General features: G+C 42.3%; 16 protein-coding genes. 7 read left to right on the top strand and 9 right to left on the bottom strand.

The window, feature by feature from the left end; translation table 11 throughout:
- Positions 1 to 87 precede the first annotated feature (87 nt).
- The 5 genes from LXL81_RS02300 to LXL81_RS02280 are packed head-to-tail and all read left to right on the top strand — an operon-like array spanning position 88 to position 3,467.
- Positions 88 to 618 (top strand): Rieske 2Fe-2S domain-containing protein, encoded by a 531-nt coding sequence (locus LXL81_RS02300; protein WP_234645086.1) that lies wholly within the window; start codon positions 88 to 90, stop codon positions 616 to 618.
- Between the two features lie 13 nt (positions 619 to 631).
- On the top strand, positions 632 to 1,069 hold the full coding sequence (locus LXL81_RS02295) for a thioredoxin family protein (protein ID WP_234645085.1): 438 nt from the start codon (positions 632 to 634) through the stop codon (positions 1,067 to 1,069).
- 1 nt (position 1,070) lies between these two features.
- Positions 1,071 to 2,000 carry an FAD:protein FMN transferase gene (locus tag LXL81_RS02290; protein ID WP_234645084.1) on the top strand — a complete coding sequence of 310 codons (930 nt, stop codon included), beginning with the start codon at positions 1,071 to 1,073 and terminating at the stop codon, positions 1,998 to 2,000.
- Positions 1,997 to 2,227: a DUF4266 domain-containing protein gene (locus LXL81_RS02285; RefSeq protein ID WP_234645083.1), complete on the top strand. Its 231-nt coding sequence runs from the start codon at positions 1,997 to 1,999 to the stop codon at positions 2,225 to 2,227. The genes LXL81_RS02290 and LXL81_RS02285 overlap by 4 nt, the downstream gene beginning before the upstream one ends.
- A gap of 22 nt (positions 2,228 to 2,249) precedes the next feature.
- Positions 2,250 to 3,467 carry a DUF3570 domain-containing protein gene (locus tag LXL81_RS02280; RefSeq protein ID WP_234645082.1) on the top strand — a complete coding sequence of 406 codons (1,218 nt, stop codon included), beginning with the start codon at positions 2,250 to 2,252 and terminating at the stop codon, positions 3,465 to 3,467.
- Positions 3,468 to 3,594: 127 nt separating this feature from the next.
- Here LXL81_RS02280 and LXL81_RS02275 read toward each other — a convergent pair whose 3' ends face one another.
- The 8 genes from LXL81_RS02275 to LXL81_RS02240 form a co-directional block, all read right to left on the bottom strand.
- Complete coding sequence (locus LXL81_RS02275; protein WP_234645081.1) at positions 3,595 to 4,344, bottom strand: metallophosphoesterase; 750 nt, start codon at positions 4,342 to 4,344, stop codon at positions 3,595 to 3,597.
- Positions 4,344 to 5,396, bottom strand: coding sequence for an ArsO family NAD(P)H-dependent flavin-containing monooxygenase (locus LXL81_RS02270; protein WP_310589543.1), 1,053 nt, complete (start codon positions 5,394 to 5,396; stop codon positions 4,344 to 4,346). The genes LXL81_RS02275 and LXL81_RS02270 overlap by 1 nt, the downstream gene beginning before the upstream one ends.
- Entirely contained in the window at positions 5,389 to 6,483 is a 1,095-nt protein-coding gene (gene arsB, locus LXL81_RS02265; protein WP_234645079.1) for an ACR3 family arsenite efflux transporter, read from the bottom strand. Before arsB ends, LXL81_RS02270 begins: the two co-directional genes overlap by 8 nt.
- 97 nt (positions 6,484 to 6,580) lie before the next feature.
- A complete protein-coding gene (locus LXL81_RS02260; protein WP_234645078.1) occupies positions 6,581 to 6,994 on the bottom strand; it encodes an arsenate reductase ArsC in 414 nt (137 codons plus the stop codon).
- Between the two features lie 181 nt (positions 6,995 to 7,175).
- The gene (locus LXL81_RS02255) at positions 7,176 to 7,673 is read right to left on the bottom strand and encodes a GNAT family N-acetyltransferase (protein ID WP_234645077.1); all 498 of its coding nucleotides are present in this window, start codon (positions 7,671 to 7,673) and stop codon (positions 7,176 to 7,178) included.
- 63 nt (positions 7,674 to 7,736) lie between these two features.
- Positions 7,737 to 8,315, bottom strand: coding sequence for a DUF6428 family protein (locus tag LXL81_RS02250; RefSeq protein ID WP_234645076.1), 579 nt, complete (start codon positions 8,313 to 8,315; stop codon positions 7,737 to 7,739).
- Between the two features lie 47 nt (positions 8,316 to 8,362).
- The gene (locus tag LXL81_RS02245) at positions 8,363 to 8,692 is read right to left on the bottom strand and encodes a helix-turn-helix transcriptional regulator (RefSeq protein WP_234645075.1); all 330 of its coding nucleotides are present in this window, start codon (positions 8,690 to 8,692) and stop codon (positions 8,363 to 8,365) included.
- Positions 8,693 to 8,854: 162 nt separating this feature from the next.
- A complete protein-coding gene (locus tag LXL81_RS02240) occupies positions 8,855 to 10,972 on the bottom strand; it encodes an alpha-L-fucosidase (RefSeq protein WP_234645074.1) in 2,118 nt (705 codons plus the stop codon).
- Positions 10,973 to 11,231: 259 nt separating this feature from the next.
- On the opposite strand from LXL81_RS02240, the gene LXL81_RS02235 reads away from it, so the two are divergent.
- Complete coding sequence (locus LXL81_RS02235; protein ID WP_234645073.1) at positions 11,232 to 12,119, top strand: AraC family transcriptional regulator; 888 nt, start codon at positions 11,232 to 11,234, stop codon at positions 12,117 to 12,119.
- A gap of 451 nt (positions 12,120 to 12,570) precedes the next feature.
- The gene (locus LXL81_RS02230) at positions 12,571 to 15,630 is read left to right on the top strand and encodes a T9SS type A sorting domain-containing protein (RefSeq protein ID WP_234645072.1); all 3,060 of its coding nucleotides are present in this window, start codon (positions 12,571 to 12,573) and stop codon (positions 15,628 to 15,630) included.
- Positions 15,631 to 16,125: 495 nt separating this feature from the next.
- On the opposite strand, the gene LXL81_RS02225 is transcribed toward LXL81_RS02230, so the two are convergent.
- Positions 16,126 to 17,742 (bottom strand): sodium:solute symporter family transporter, encoded by a 1,617-nt coding sequence (locus tag LXL81_RS02225; RefSeq protein WP_234645071.1) that lies wholly within the window; start codon positions 17,740 to 17,742, stop codon positions 16,126 to 16,128.
- Positions 17,743 to 17,786 lie beyond the last annotated feature (44 nt).

The raw sequence follows: 17,786 nt of genomic DNA, 5'->3' as shown, positions 1-17,786 counted from the left end.
CAAAGGTGCTAATCCGTTTTTACTCAGCGCAACAATATCATTTACTAATTCGTAATGCATAATGAAGAACCTGCTAAACGATAAAGAATGACACGTCTTGATTTTTTGAAATCCATGGGCTTCCGTGGACCAGCCCTGATGGCTTTGCTCACTTCCTGTGTCAATAAAGAAGATACGGTAATTGATGCGCTGACAATCGCGGCGGAACCTGAAACAGTAGTGGCAGTTGACACAGTTGGCACCTCCAATGGTACGCTGAATACGGCGAAACTACCATCCTCACTGGCAATTACCACTGAGGCACTTAACAAGATTACAAGCGTGAAACTAAGAATCGATTTAACATCTTCGTCCAACGCTGCGTTGCTTAAAGTTGGCGGTTACCTGATCCAGAGCGGAATTGTTGTGGCCCAGTCAGCGGCAGGGGTACTTGTAGCAGCCACGCAAACCTGTACACATGAACCTAAAAAGGGAATTATTTTTAATAAAACGGAATTCTATTGTACGCAGCATGGTGCCAGATTTAGCATGACAGGTGCAGGATTAAACACATTTGGAAGAAACGGGCTCACAATTTACAAAGTAGCCACAGACGGGAATACCGTTGTCATTTATTAACCTAACAACAAATATGAAATTACTGACCACAATTGTTCTGGTTTGCCTGGCTACACTGCCGCTTGACTGGAAACTTAACTTTACGGAAGCGAAGGCTCAGGCGGATGCGGACCATAAGATGATACTGCTGAACTTTTCGGGATCAGACTGGTGCGGACCTTGTATAAAACTCAAAAAAGAGGTTTTCGAATCTGCTGCTTTTGAAGAATATGCTTCTAAAAATCTGGTACTGGTCCGGGCAGATTTTCCACGTCAAAAGAAAAATCAGCTGGACAAAGCGCAGGTAGAAAAAAACGAAATGCTGGCGGAGAAATACAATCCCAAAGGCCTTTTTCCGCTAACAGTGCTGATAGACAGCAGGGGAAATATTGTCAAAGAATGGGAAGGATTTCAGCCCTCGACTGAAACATTCATTGCTGATATCAGCAAGCATTCGGCTGCCAAAAATTAATATGGAACAGCAAATCTTCAAAAAGGTTGTCCGCTTAATGGGTAACCGGTTTGAGATCAGTGCAGCAGGAAATGATGAGAGCCGGGCCAATAAGATCATAGACCTGGGAATTTCTGAGATTCAGCGTATTGAAAAACTGTTGACCACTTTTAGCGACAGCAGTCAAACACAGCAAATTAATGAGTCGGCAGGTTTTAGTGAAGTTCATGTGGATCAGGAAGTATTCGATTTGATTACAAGAGCCATCCGCATTTCTGAATTAACCCAGGGAGCTTTTGATCTGACATACGGCTCGGTTGATAAATCGTTATGGAATTTTGATCAGGACATGAAATCGCTTCCTGCTCCGGAAACAGCCAGGGAAATGGTGCGGCTGATCAATTATAAAAATATTGTTCTGAATGCTGAAAAACGAACTGTTTTTTTGAAAGAAAAAGGCATGCGGATCGGCTTTGGAGGCATTGGAAAAGGTTATGCTGCGGAGATGGCCAAAGCTGTAATGATAAAAAATGGAGCGCTGAGCGGTGTGGTGAATGCATCGGGTGATCTGACCACCTGGGGAAAACAGCCAGGTGGATCAGACTGGACCATTGGAATAGCAAATCCTGACGCGAAGGATGAGCCTTTTTCATATATGAAAATCAGTGATATGGCCGTAGCCACGTCTGGTAATTACGAAAAATTTGTCATGATAAACGGACGAAAATACTCGCACACGATTAATCCAAAAACGGGACTGCCGGTCAGCGGTATCAAAAGCGTAACCATCATTTCACCAAATGCTGAACTCTCCGATGCCCTGGCAACGCCGGTCACCGTACTGGGCGTCAAAGTCGGGCTGGATATGATCAATCAAATGAAGCAGATTGCCTGCATTATTATTGATGATTACAATAAAATTTTTACCTCGAAAAATATTAAAATCACATGAAACATATAACCTCTACCGTTCGGCAAAGTCTTGCTTTGCTGATACTTGGCTTATGCGTCATCTCCTGCGTATCTGTCAAGGAATATCAAAAAAACCGGATCAACGATTCAGAAATGGATTTATCGGCCAGAAAAGCGGAAAAATTCGAGCAAAGCTTTTATCTCTACCGGGAGGGTGCTTCCGGTGCAAATGGTGGAAAAAGCGGCGGTGGCTGCGGCTGTAATTAACTCACTTCCATAGACAAATCAGATGAAAAAGATCACCCTAACAGTGGCCGCCTTGCTGGGCTGGTTCGGCTCGGTTTCTGCCCAGATCCAGGACAGCATTCCGACAGGATATAAAGCAAAAAAATTAAAAATTGAAGAGGTTAATTTTGTTTCCGGTTATTACAACCAGAATGGAAATAATTCTGCAATTACAGGCGGTATCGGCACAGAAAAGCTTTTTGACATTGCCAATTCGCTCGAAATAAAACTGACTAAAACAGATAAACGTAACCGGGTACATACCATTTCGGGAGAGCTAAATATTGATTTTTATTCTTCCGCATCCCAGGATAATATTGACCCGTTGACGATATCTTCGGCCTCGAAAACGGATACGCATATTTACCCGACTATTTCGTGGAATATGAAAAACGATCAAAATCACACAAACCGTGGGGCGATGTTTTCCTATTCTACCGAATACGATTATAAATCGCTTGGATTTAACGTCAATTTTTCGAAATCATCCAAAGATAATAACCGGGAAATCACATTCAAGGCCGGCACCTATCAGGATACTTACACCGCCATTCTGCCATCAGAGCTCAGGCCCAACGGATACAGCTCGGGTGCCGAAGGTGACAAGTCTAACCTGTATCACAAACCTCGAAATACTTATAACGGGTCTGTGTCTTTATCTCAGATCGTAAACAAGCGTTTGCAGGTTTTGATGATTGTGGAACCTACCTATCAGGAAGGACTTTTGAGTACGCCATTTCACCGCACCTATTTTACAGATGGATCGGAAAAAGTTGAAAAATTGCCTGGTACGAGATTTAAACTTCCCATTGGATTCCGAGGAAGTTATTTCCTGGGGGATAAAATTATCTTACGTACATTTTATCGTTTTTATGCGGACAACTGGGGGATGAAGGCACATACCTTTTCACTAGAAACACCGATCAAAATAACGCCATTTGTTTCGGTTAGCCCCTTTTACCGATTTAATACGCAAACATCAATCCGTTATTTTGCACCGTATAAGCAGCATGATCCGAATTCAGAGTTTTATTCAAGTGATTATGACCTGTCGGCCTTTCAAAGTCATTTTGTAGGCTCGGGAATCCGTTTTGCTCCTCCCGGCGGAATTATGGGGATGAGGCATTTTGCATCGCTTGAACTTCGTTACGGCCATTTTTACCGGAATGCAGGGACAGGTATGCAGTCAAATATCATCACGCTGGCAGCTAAGTTTAAGTAAGCACTGGCACGATAAATTAATTTACATTTTTGCGGAAAGTAAGTGTCCGAATTTGATATCTTACTTTCTACATTTATTTTAAATCCTAAATATCAATATGTTGTATAAATTCAGTAGATATTTTTCGTCAGTATGCTCCTCTTAAATTATCTGCAAATGCATCAGGAAATAAACTCATTTCCACCGCCCGGGCTGCTTTTTCCACGTCGTATTTTACACGGATAAATTCTACCTGAATGTTATCCGTGGTTTTCGTACTTGCAGAAGCATCGATCGTCAGCATTACATAACAGGCTCTCACATCACCATCTTTGGGCTTTCCAACCGAGCCCGTATTGATCAGATGGTGAAAGTGATCATTGCCATTTTCTCCTGAATTGATAATGCGGTGGTAAGGTTTATGGGAATGTCCAAAACATAAAATATCAGCGTTAAACTCTTTGAGCATTTCAATCATATACTCTTCGGGCAACTCTTCCAGCAGATACTCATTGATACTGCGCGGACTGCCATGTACCAAAAGCATGTTCAGCGAATCGTCATTTAACTGAAATTCTAAATTCAAATGTCTTGGCAAGGTCAAAAGATATTCCCGCTCTATATTGCCTACGATTTTGTAAGCGTAATCGCTGCTTTTTTCTGTACTGCATGAATCCTGGGAAGGAAATATTTTTGCCACTTTCAGATCATGGTTTCCTGCAATGGTAGCAATGCGATGATTTCGTATCAAACTAATCACCTGATTTGGCCAGACATTATAACCTACCAGATCACCCAGACAGTAAACTGCGTCCGGTTTTTGTTTTTCCAGATCTTCGAGCACAGCCTCAAAAGCGGGAAGATTGGCGTGGATATCAGAAAGTAAGGCTATTCTCATTATTTCTGTATTTTTAAATATTCAACTATTTCATTGACCGTCTGGCGCGCAGAACGGCCAACGCCGATTAAAGTTGCAGAGGCAAATCCGGTAAAACTGCCGTATCCAACCAGCCATAGACCTTCGACATTTACGGATCTGGTACCTTCACAATCTGCTTTTCCTTTTTCCTGCAAAATACCCAGACCTTTCAGATGACCGGTGGCAAACCCAAATCCTGTACACCAGATGATCGCATCAAAAGGCTGTCGGATATCATCCGGCCAAACAACGCCATTTTCATAAATCTCCTTAAAAGTTTCCCGTGTTTCGAGAACACCACGTGAGCGGGCTTCTTTCACGGTCGGCACCATGACAATATTACCAATATTATATTGAGACGGAACAAACTCCTTACCTTCTTTCATCGCATGGTATTTGGCGGATGCTACATCAAAAAGCACCCGGCCATCAACATCATCCGGTAAAAAGTCAGGCATTTTTTGTGTCGCCCAAACTGTCTTTGCCACTTTCGAAACTTCGGCTAATATCTGGGCACCGGAGTTTCCTCCACCGACAATCAGTACTGTTTTGTTTTTAAATGTATCTGCATTTTTATACTGAGAAGAGTGAAGCTGTTGTCCTTTGTAAAGATCTTTTCCGGGAAACGCAGGTATAAACGGATTCTGAAAAGTGCCGGTTGCAGAAATAACCGCCCGGCTCCGGTATTCACCCTGATCAGCAACCACTGTAAATACAGCTCCGTTTTTTTGAACGTCCGTGACCTTCACACCATGTTGTATCAGGATTTGATAACGTTCCTGATAGGCACTTAAATAATCCAAAACTGCCTGTTTTGAAGGAAATTCGTTTTCAGATTTGGGCATCATCCAGCCAGGCAGCGAGCTGTGTTCGGCTGGCGAAAACAAGGTCATCGAATCCCAGGTATGCTGCCAGGCACCTCCGCCATGTTGCTGATCGTCCAGGATAATGTATTTTAAACCGGAACGACGAAGAAAATAGCCACACGCCAGCGCACTCTGACCACCTCCGATCACAATCAGATCATACATTTCCATGTTGTGCAGGAACAGTGTCAGTCTTATAGTATTTATTGCGTAACCAAAAAGCTACGTTAACGAGTGCAATCAAAGCCGGTACCTCTACCAGTGGCCCGATCACACCCACAAATGCCTGTCCGGAGTTAATACCAAACACACCAATCGCCACCGCTATTGCCAGCTCAAAATTGTTACCCGAAGCAGTAAAAGCAATCGATGCGTTTTGTGAATAATCAGCTCCCTGTGCTTTTGCCACAAAAAAGCTGACCAGAAACATAATGACAAAATATATAACCAACGGAATGGCGATCAGAAGGACGTCTCCGGGCAATTGTACTATGAGCTCACCTTTCAGCGAAAACATTAAAATAATTGTTGATAACAATGCCACCAATGTAATCGGTGAAATGAATGGAATAAATTTCTGTTCATACCATTGCTCGCCTTTTAGTGCTGTCAATCCAACGCGGCTTAGTACGCCTGCAGCGAATGGAATACCCAGATAGATACCTACGCTCACTGCAATTTCAGCAATAGTTATATTCACATCCAGACCTTTTAAACCAACCAATGGAGGCAAAACGGTTATAAAAAAATAAGCATAAAAACTGTAAAGCAAAACCTGAAAAACACTGTTTAAAGCAACCAGTCCGGCAGCATATTCGCGGCTTCCTTCTGCAAGCTCATTCCAGACCAAAACCATAGCGATACAGCGCGCAAGGCCAATCAGGATCAACCCGATCATGTATTCAGGATGATTTGGCAGAAAAATAATAGCGAGAAGAAACATCAGTACCGGCCCGATAATCCAGTTCAGGATCAGCGAAACGGTCATTACTTTGGTGTTCCTGAACACCTCGCCCATTTTGTTGTACTTCACTTTGGCAAGCGGCGGATACATCATCAGGATCAGCCCGATGGCCAGCGGTATGTTGGTTGTCCCACTTGAAAAAGTATTGATGTAAGCTGGTATCGATGGCACAAAATTGCCAAGTCCCACACCAAAGGCCATGGCGATGAAAATCCATAAAGTTAAATAGCGGTCCAGAAAACTGAGTTTCTTTCGGTTGGCCGCGGGAGCGCAATTTGTAGCAGACATAAGTTTTTGCTATTAGCTTTTAGCGGGTAGCCAGCTGGCCAATATCCGCAGTTTTCATAAATTCGATTTTAATAAATCCTGCCCAGCCGTAGATTTATTAAAGATTTGTCTTCACAAAATCTTCACAATACTCCTTAATCATTTCCCTGACAGCCCGAAATTCCTCTTTAACCTCTTCATCGCTACCGACAGCTTTGGCCGGATCCGGGAAATTGTGATGGAATTTCTTTGCATTCGTAGGAAAATACGGACAGCGCTCTTTGGCATTGTCACAAACGGTGATCACAAAATCGAAGTCGATGTTTGTGTATTCTTCAATATTGTTTGAAGTATGTCCGGAAATATCAATCCCATCCTCAGCCATAATCATTATTGCTTTCGGATTGACACCATGTGTTTCAACCCCCGCACTATAAACAACGGCTTTATCGCCGGCAAATTTTCTAAGATATCCTTCGGCTATCTGGCTGCGGCAACTATTGCCGGTGCAGAGTACTAATATTTTTTTCATAATTTTTGGTTTATTGGTTACACAGAGCCTTACAGAGGATAAAAGAGTTACACAGAGTTTTTTATTTCTCGTAACCTCGTCTAACTCCCATAAATCTTTGTACGAACTGGCATCCATTCTTCTTAAAACTCTGTGAATCTCCTTTTTGACTCCATGGTCCTCCGTGTAATCTACACCATACTCAATCCATTCCCGCAACCTTACTTCTTCTTTCCAGAAGATTAACGCTTCGCCAGACTCCGTTCATTTTTCCAATGTTTTCCCGAAATCCAATGAGCCTGAAACCGTTCCTGGTATGAAGATTCATACTCGCCAGGTTTTCCGGGAATATTCCAGCCTGTAAAGTCCAGTAACCCGACATTTCGCTTTGTTTGATCAAGTGTTTCAAAAGCATATCACCAATCTTTTGTCCTCTGAATCTGCTTCCTACATACACACTGACTTCGGCTACACCTGCATAAACGCATCTGCCGGAAACAGGCGTAAGGGCAGTCCAGCCAATAACTTCGCTGTCGTCATTCATTGCGACGTACCGTAATTCCCGCGTATGGGATTTATCCCAAACCTCCCATTCCGGCGGGCTCGTTTCCAGTGTAGCCTGTCCTGTTGCAATACCTTCTGCATAAATTTCACGGACGGTTGGCCAATCCGCAGGCTCTAAACTTCTAATTGATATCATAAAAAATAAGCGTATGTATTTTCTATTTATACGAATTAGCCAAAAGCTAATGGCTATCAGCTATTAACAGCATCCGCCACCAGGCGTGCAGCTTTGATTTTCTGCACCGATTGTTTCCAGTATAAGTGTTTGTTTTACGGGTGCAACCGTATTGGTAGCAGGCGTGCAGCACGCTTCACCCGATGGCGTAGTTCCGCAACTTCCTCCTCTTGTGATGGCTTTGCATTGTGTATAGTCGGCTGCCAGTTTCACGGTGAAGCTGTCACCTTCTGAAATAAATTCTGACGGGTACATCTGTCGGGTATCAAATTTTGAATTACCAAATTCAATTTTAACAATGCCAAGAGGATTGAGTGGAAGCGATTTTTCAACCAGATTCACAATCGATAGTGCTTTGCTGACCTTCATCGCGCGGTCTGTCTCTGAAACTGACGGCTCCCAAAGTTGTACGATAATTTCTGTCCAGCTATTCATTACCCCGCCACAGTCCACCGAAACAATCGGAGCCTGCTTGATTTCGGTAATGTGATAGGAGGCATCTACAAATTTACCCTCTGCATACTCGAACTGAAGTACCTGCTCAGGATTTTCTAAAAGCATATTTTTAAATGCCTGCCAGTTCATTGGACTCAAATTATTCATTGCTATGTTACGATAAATGTGATATAAAAATTTATTCCGAAATCTGTTTAATTACAGCAATTCGGTGCGACTTCGGATTCAAAAATCTCTCCAAAAATTGCCTTAGCTTCCTGCCAGACCGTTTCATTGATACAATAACACACCCGCGGCGGGTTGATCTCACCGTGAAGGATACCAATATTTTTAAGTTCCTTCAAATGTTGAGAAACGGTGGCCTGAGCGAGCGGCAATACCTCAACCAGATCACCACAAACGCATGATTTCTCTTTCAATAAATGCTGAATGATCGCGATGCGTGCAGGATGTGCAAGCGCTTTCGCTAAATCAGCGATGCGGTTTTGTCTATCCGTGAAAACCTGTGTTTTTGTAACTCCCATAGTTCAAAGGTAAATATTAATTTTCTTATTGCAATAATACGATAGATATATTTGCCATTAATTTAGTTGGGGATTTAATAGATTGGCACAATAACCTATATTGTACTAAAAAAGAGCGTAAGACTGATTTTACCAGTCCCACGCTCTTGTGTTTTGCTCTTTTTATTTTGTAACGATATCTAACTCTGCATAACCGGTATTTCCCCCGGAAGTTTTCAAGGCTCGTAATTTGATATAACGTCCCTCCGTCAGATCGAAATTTTTAATCTGCCAGAATGGATTATTTCTGATATTGGAGAACTCTCCAGAGCTCACCATTTTCCAGTTATCCTGATCTTTGGATACATAAAACTCGTAATGCGTAATTACTCCGCTGCTTCTGTCGCCGGGGAAATATCGGAATCCGGTTAATGATTGCGTTTTTCCCAAATCGATCACCAGATCATCCGGCGACGTAGCATCCTTATCACGATACCAGGATGTACTGACATCTCCATCGATAATTGCCGACTTCGCATTACCAGGGCTTACGATTTTCCAATCTTTTCTGGCTATGTCGTAAATCTCCTCTGTCGCATCACTGCTCTTTTTACTGGCAATATCATAGGCCATTGCCCGGACTGTAACTTTGTTCCCATCCGTATCAACCGGACCAGCATATTTTTTTGAAGATATTGTTGGCTGTGATCCATCAATCGTATAGTAGAGCTCCGATTCCCTGTCTCCGGCTGTGATATGAACGGTCCCGGATTTATCCCGAACAATTGTAGGCGGCACCAGAATCTGCGGCGCGTTATATACCCCAATCCCGGAAATCAGTGGTGAAGCCTTCGCGTCCGTAATTGTAAAACGAAGCTGGGTAGCTTTTACCGTTGGGAAAGTGATGATACGCCTGTAACCAATGGTTGTAGTTCCAGGCCGGTCGGGAGATACCAGCTGGTCTTTCAGTTCTTTCCATTGTCCGTCGACCAAAGCCTCAATCTTAAAAGCTTTCACCCGTTGCCCAAGACGGATATATTCCTCGGCTGTAAAGCGGTTGAAACTTGTTGGTTTTCCAAAGTCAACAGTTAATGAAGCTGATTTTACCTGATCATCCGTGGACCAGTAACTCTCCGTATTGCCATCAAGCACATTTTCAGGAGCAAATTTCTTATCTTTGCCACGTGAATTGGTTGCTGAAACTTTTGCCTTTTCAGCCAGATTTACTGCAAATGCCTCCTTAACCGAATTGGCCAGACCAACTGCTTCTTTATGATCATTTTCGTGAATTAAACCTCTTTTATCAATGGGGAAATTCAGCAAAAACGTACCGTTCCGGCCAATCGATTTGTAATAGGTTTCCAATAATTTAGGCAGGTTTTTCACACGTTTGTCCTCACTTTCATGATAAAACCAACCTGGACGAATGGAAGTGTTCACTTCACCCGGAACCCAGGCGTTTCCATTTTCCACACCATACCGAAGCATATCTTCCGGAACATCACCCGTGGCATTCAGCAGACTCCAGTTGGTTTCTCCTACATAACCAGACTCCGTTCCCACCCAGCGAAGATCCGCCCTGTCGCCATTGTCATTCCAGATAACGATTTTTGGCTGTAACTTTCTGATCATGCTATACGTGTTTTTCCAGTCATAATAAGTCTTACGGTCTATCATCCGGTTGGCATTCACGCCACCATAATAACCGTCTCCTCCATTGGCACCGTCAAACCAAATCTCAAATACGTCACCGTATTTGGTAAGACATTCTTCAATCTGTTTTCTAAAAATATTTTTTACGTAAGGCGCGCTTCCATCGGCATCGAGAAGCCCGTAACTCGGATTATTTCTATCCCAGGGCGAAATGTATATACCAAGTTTAAGTCCGTATTTCCGGCATGCTTTGGCAAGATCGCCCACAATATCACCCTTCCCGTTTTTCCAGGGGCTGTTTTTAACAGAATATTCTGTCGTTTCTGTTGGCCAAAGGCAAAAACCTGAATGATGCTTGGCTGTCAGGATAATACCAGTCATCCCGGATTCTTTACAAACGCGCGCCCACTGCTCACAATCCAGATTGGTAGGATTGAAAAGTTTGGCGTCTTCCGGCGCTCCGTATCCCCACTCCTGATTCGTGAAGGTATTGGTTGAAAAGTGAATAAATGCATAGTATTCCATTTTCTGCCAGCGCAACTGATTTTCGGTTGGAACTGGTCCGACGGCCTTTGGTGCAAGTGGCTGACCAAATATGAAAGTTGTGAAAGACACAGCCAGCAACGCTGAGAGTATTACTTTACTCATGCCATAATGACTCCGATTCGTATTCTTTTTGATATTGGTTATGTTCATATGCTGGTACTGCTGTTGTTTATTTTAACTTTTATCAATCTCATTTTAATTTTCCGGAATTGCCTGCAAATCTTTCCAGAACAAAATTCATTTTTCTCATTCTGCTGAATGTCAAAACTACACGCCTCATTTTAGAATAATTATACAAAAACAGACTTTTTTTTGACTTAAACAGACTTTTACTAATTTCAGGTCTATTTTGTCATGAATAATGAATAAACGATTTTTGAAGCAAACGCTTTCTTTGCTAAATACTGACTATGTAAAGCTGGATTCGAAGTGGAATTACAAAAATGTAATCAGCCCTTATCACCGTATTTATTACGTTGACGGAGGCGAAGGGAAAATTTCTGATACCTCTAAAACACTGCGTCTGGAAGCCGGCTATCTTTATATTATTCCATCCTATACACTTTGCAATCTGGTTTGTGACACCTATCTCAGTCAGTATTTTGTTCAGTTTTTTGAAGAGTCGGATAATGGCATTTCGTTGTTTTCACATCTGAGAAATATTCACAAGGTTAAGGCCAGCGATATCGACCAAATCAATTTTCAACGACTTGTAGATATTAATCCCGGTAGAGGAATTAACCGTTCTGACAATCCGGAAGTATATGAAAAAAATATTTACTACAAAGAATATCAGGAACTTAACAATCAACAAAAATTTTCAAACTTCCTTGAAACGCAGGGTATTCTTTTCCAATTGTTATCCAGGTTTACCATGCTGGAAATTTTTCAGACGGAGGATACCAGGATCATACCTGTCAAAATTCTTGACGCAATGCGTTACATTTATATCAATCTGCATTTACCGCTCAGTGTTAAAATACTTGCAGAAAGAGCCAACTTAAACACAGAATATTTTTCCCGGCAATTTGAAAAATATTGCGGAACGAGACCGTTGTCTTATATATACCAGACGCGCATCGAACGGGCAGTACATATCATGGCCACCAGCAACGCAACCAGTTCCGAAATTGCTGAACTTACCGGCTTTGAAAGCCTCTCCCATTTTAGCAGAACTTTTAAAAAATTTACCGGGCGCCCGCCTGGGATTTACAGAAGAAGTATTTCGGTTTCGTCTGTTTTAGGTTAAACAACTTATTTTCAGCAACGATCATATAAATTCGAAAGGAATAAAAATTTTATTGAACAATTCACTGCCTTTAAGCTTTTCAAAAAAGATAACCCTTCTTAATATATGTCTTTCGATTGCGGTAAAAATTACACGCCGAAAATGCTTTAATCCCCCTGCGGATTCTTCAAAATTCTTGGACGCCTCACTTTGAATAAAAAAAACCAGAACAATAGCCACATTTTTTTACCTGGTCAAACATTCCTACCCGAAATTTGACGATTTGTGTCATAGTTTCATTTCTTATCTCCCTTAATTTGCTAAATAAAATTACATTTTTTATTAATCAAATTATAGATATGGTAAAATCTAATCGCATTCAGCTGCGATAATTACTCCTGAAGCTTCAAATTAAAATTCCCTCCGAAAACCTTATAAAGACATAAATACTAACCATTAATCTCTTAAAACAATGACGGGAAAAATACTCAGACTTTTCAAAAAAGCAATTTTATTGGTTCTTTTGAGCATGTTTCATCACCCAGTTTTTGCACAGGCAAAAACTGCAACTATTAAGCTCAACAAGGACGTTTCGTATCAGAAAATTACAGGTTTCGGCGGCTTTGTAAATAGTCCGCAGTTTGGCTACAATCACATGACTGATGACGAAATCAGAAAAATGTGGGGACAAAATAGTGAAGCCGGTTATAACATCATGCGTATATACATCCCGATCGGAGAGGAAAACTGGCCCCAGGCGCTTAGCACTGCTCAACTTGCGCAGTCTCTCGGGCTGAAAATATTTGCATCTCCATGGACTATGCCCGCAGAATGGAAAACCTATAACACAACCGCCTCACGCTATACGGATGAAACTGGTACTGTCAGGCCCGTTTATCTGGCAGAGGAACATTATGCAGATTATGCTCAATATCTGGATAACTTCGTAACTTATCTCAAAACCAACAACGTTGACCTGTACGCGATTTCACTGCAAAATGAGCCAGATTACCAGGTTGACTATGCCGGTTGTATCTGGACGCCTGCTCAAATGGCCAAGTTCATTAAAGAGCAGGGTGCCAAAATTAATTGTAAAGTTATTGCTCCTGAAAGCGTGGGTATTACTGATACTTACGCCAACGCTTTTTTGGATCCTGCGGTTTTGGCCAATTTTGAGATTTTCGGCGGACATCAGTATGGGGCGATCCAATCCGGCTTATTAAATGTGCAGGCTCAGGGGAAAGAAGTATGGATGACAGAATTTCTGATCAACTGGAATTCAAGCGGAACTGCCAGGAATTACAACTGGCAAAGCGACGCCTTCGATTTTGCCACGAAGATCAATGATGCTATGCTGGCCAACGTAAATGCATGGGTGCATTATGCCACCAAGCGTTATTATGGCATGATGGGTGACGGGCAGTTTGGTACGGTTGCAGGAGAAATTAACAAACGAGGAAATATTCTCTCCCATTATGCAAAATATGTCACAGGTGCACAGCGCATACAAAACACATGGAACGATAATACAGGACAATTGAGCGGGTCTTCCTACATCTCGGAAGCTGGCGACAAAGTGTTTGTGATGGTGATCAATTCTTCTGCTAATTCCTACAATTTATCTGTGGATTTGCCATTTCTTTCCGCCTCCGGAAAAGCAATAACTACCACTGAAACCACAAGTTTGGTAGAAAACAACATCACATTTACAGGAGAGACGGCCCGCCCAAGTGTAGCCATTGGCTCATCAAGCATCACTACACTTGTGTTTGATAAAAGCGGAGAGCGGGAAGTATCACAAATGGTCAGCCAGCTGATTAATTATCAAAAAGTAGAAGCCCAAACGGTTACCAACCCAACCTTTGGAACCGCCTATCAATTGAGCGGTAAAACAGCTGGGCATAAAGTTGACATGCCACTTTTTAGTGCCAATAAAGATGCCAGTAATGGATTTTTACAACTTACAGGAAAGTTTAACCGACTGGTATTCCGTGTAGAAAGTCTGTCATCCAGTAATCTTTACACATCAAGTAATGCCACCCTTTACTATGTCAATAAGGCCGGGGCGGTAGCATCTCACAATTATGGGACGATTAATTTTGCGAGAAGGGATAATTTTGACTGGGTTTTCGACATTTCAGAAGATGTGCTTCCAGACGGTATCACAGGGATTATTTCCATGTATAATAACAATTTTAGTTCCCTGCTTACCTTCAAATTTCAGGATGTTTATCTGGCTGTTGGTAATGAAAAAGGTTATAAATTTTCAGGCATTTACAGTGATTCAGATAGCTATTTATTAGATTGCCTGAATGATCCCGGATATACCTCTCTTGATTTTACCGAGGCAACCGATATTAATCCACAAACTGACTGGCATGCTGCCGCGGCCAACAAAAACAGCGTATTTTACACACCAAGCGGTGTTTTGAATAACAAAACAAACGTTGTAAACGGAACGATTGCGGAAAAACTTGAACTCAGCGATATGGGTGGTGATTTTTACCCGCCGATGGGTTTCACCGCTACAACTGCTACCTATAGCGTTACGCTAGACGGGATGAGAATGCTGGTTTTACCTTTTGAATCCAATATTCCGACAGGCGTCAAAGCCTATACGCTGGAATTTACAGATCCGAAAGTCGTTGGTAAAATTATTACGACCTCCAAAATTCCAGCCAATACGCCTGTTTTGGTTAATGGCGTGGGGACTTTCACATTTGAAGGAACTGGCGCTATTGCTTCTTCTGCAAACCTGAGACAAGGTTCGGCAAACGGCGAAATCCAGGCAAGTACGGCGCGTAATATGCAGGTTGGGATAACGGGTGGCGTTTTTATCGCGATTAAAACACCGGTCAATGGCTATTATCTTACCAATAACAGCGGAACCGTTACATTCACGAGGGCAACCGGTGCGTCCCAGCCGACGATCAATTCCTTTGGCGCATACCTTGCACCGGGCCTGCCTACAATGGCGACGAGCCTTGAACTGACTTTGGATGAAAGTGCCCTACCCGTTCGATTGGGAATGTTCAATGCCAAGTTTATCGAAAATAGCGTACGTCTGGATTGGACCACTTACTCTGAAGAGAATAATGCCGGCTTTGACATCGAGCGAAGCACTGATGCAAAACGGTTTGAGAAAATAGCATTCATTGAGGGTAAAGTAAACAGCACGTCCGAAAACCACTATTCCGCAACTGACCCTCTCCCACTCGCAGGAATAAGTTATTACCGTTTAAAACAAACGGATCTGGACGGAACCTACGCATATTCTCAGGTAAAATCGGTAAATAATACTTATACAAAGCCGGTAGTTATATATCCAAACCCGGTAAGGGACATGCTCACAATTGATCTCAAAGGAAATAAAGTTGCTGGGAAACTGACCATCCTGAATATGCTTGGCCAGATCATTCACCAGACTGAAGTTACAGGAGATGGACAGAATGTCATTGATGTTTCAGCACTTAGTCAGGGAATGTATTTCTATCGCCTGGACAACTTTACGGGATCATTTGTAAGGGATTAAAGTCTGGTTTGCACATAACAAATGACGGTTTCAGGTAGATATTAACTAAAAACTGGTGTGCCGCTATATTGTTCGGCGCACCAGTTTTTTCAGTTTATAATAAAGTTTAAAATTCATATCAGGTGCTTTCGTCATTGTCTTCTAATATTGAATATGAGGAACAATTCTTAGCTTTTTTTTAACTGTTAATTGTAAAACGATCCCAGAAAAATGGTAATGGATATTAAAAATATGTTGGTATCAAGGAATGCCCGGATAAGCTATTTGGGTTGTCTCGGGTTCTTGTCAGGGTTCCTGTTTAACAAGATAGGCGAAGGCAAAAGCTGGGTTTGGTATTTCGCGATACTGCTGAACTTAATACTGCTGGTCAGTACTGCCCGCTGGATTAGGAAAAAAGATGATTGATTATCGTGACACAGAGTTTCAAATTAACAAAAAAAAGGCCCCAGGAAGACTTCTCCCAGGGCTAACTTTCTAAATTTCAATTGAAAAAATCTACCAGAAATAAATATATAAACCAATCAGCATAACCAAGATAACTACCGCCCCAAATACAAAACCCTTGTGCGCTCTGAACATGGACGGATCAATCACAAGGCCTTTTTTCTCGTCTGGCAAAACATAACTCAGAACAAACATGCCAACAATACAAATTACAAAAACCCACCCCATTCTATCCAGAAACGGAACCTGCGTCCAGTCTGCAAACGGAAGCCAGTTGTTGTGCATCGCCAGAGCTACAATAAATCCGCCGACGATGGCAAATAACGCTCCGGCGGAATTGCTGCGTTTCCAGAAAAATCCCATAATAAAGGAAGCGAAAATTCCCGGCGACAGCAGTCCGGTCATTTGTTGAATAAACTGAAAACCTCCCGCCTTGTCTATACCCATGTAAGGAGAAACCAGAATCGCTAAAATCATCGAGATTACAATCACAATCCGGCCGATGGTCACGAGCTGTGCTTCTGTTTTATTCTTCCCAATATAAATTTTAAAAATATCCAGGGTGAAAATTGTTGAGATACTATTGGCCTTTCCTGCCAGCGACGCTACGATTGCTGCGGTAAGAGCTGCAAAAGAAAGTCCTTTCAGGCCGGCCGGCAATAAGTTCAGTAAAACAGGATATGCCTTATCGGCAACGATAACGCCGTTTTCAGTCATTTCCTGTTGAAATAATCCCTGGTTGTAAAGTGTGTAGGCTGCAATTCCGGGCAACACGACAATAACAGGCATCAAAAGTTTCAGAAAGGCTGCAAACAAAAGTCCGTTACGCGCTGTTTTGAGATCTGCTCCAAGAGCTCGTTGGGTAATATACTGATTACATCCCCAATAGTTCAGGTTTACAATCCACATACCGCCGAGCAAAACGGTCAGCCCGGGAAGCTCCATATAATGGGTGCTGCCTTCTTTGAAAATCATATGGAAATGATCGTCGTGATGCTGTGTCATCATTTTCAAACCATTCAAAAGACCAGTCGTATCAAAATTATCAGACACCAGATTGATGGCAATATAACTTGTCGCAAGTCCGCCGATGATCAGAAAAAATACCTGGATAACGTCTGTAAAACCGATCACCATCATCCCGCCAATTGTGATGATGATGGAGAAAATAGCGAGTCCCCACATACAAAGATCGAAATCCAGTCCGGAGATACCAGATACGGCCAACGCACCCAGATACAGGATCGAAGTCAGATTGACCAAAATATACAAGCCCAGCCAGAAAATCGCCATAATCAGACTCACCGTAGGATTATAACGCTGACTTAGAAACTGAGGCATAGTAAAAATCTTGTTTTTCAGATAGATCGGCATGAAGAAAAGCGCGACGATCACGAGTGTTGCAGCCGCCATCCATTCATAGCTTGATATGGCCAGTCCCATAGAAAACCCATTTCCGGACATCCCGATAAACTGTTCGGCAGAAATATTGGAAGCAATCAAAGATGCGCCGATTGCCCACCAGGTCAGCGATCCTTCGGCCAGAAAGAAATCTTTGGTGGACGCGGCTTCGCTTTTTTTACGGTGGTAAATCCAGTAGCCATACACTGAAACAATGATGAAGTAAACAAAGAAAATAATGTAATCCAGCGACTGTAACTGCTTCATTGATAAGTATAATTTATTTTTCGATGATGTATTAATTGAATATA

The organism is Dyadobacter sp. CY356 (assembly GCF_021440195.1).
Classification (GTDB): domain Bacteria; phylum Bacteroidota; class Bacteroidia; order Cytophagales; family Spirosomataceae; genus Dyadobacter.
This window is presented reverse-complemented; position numbering and strand designations above follow the sequence as displayed.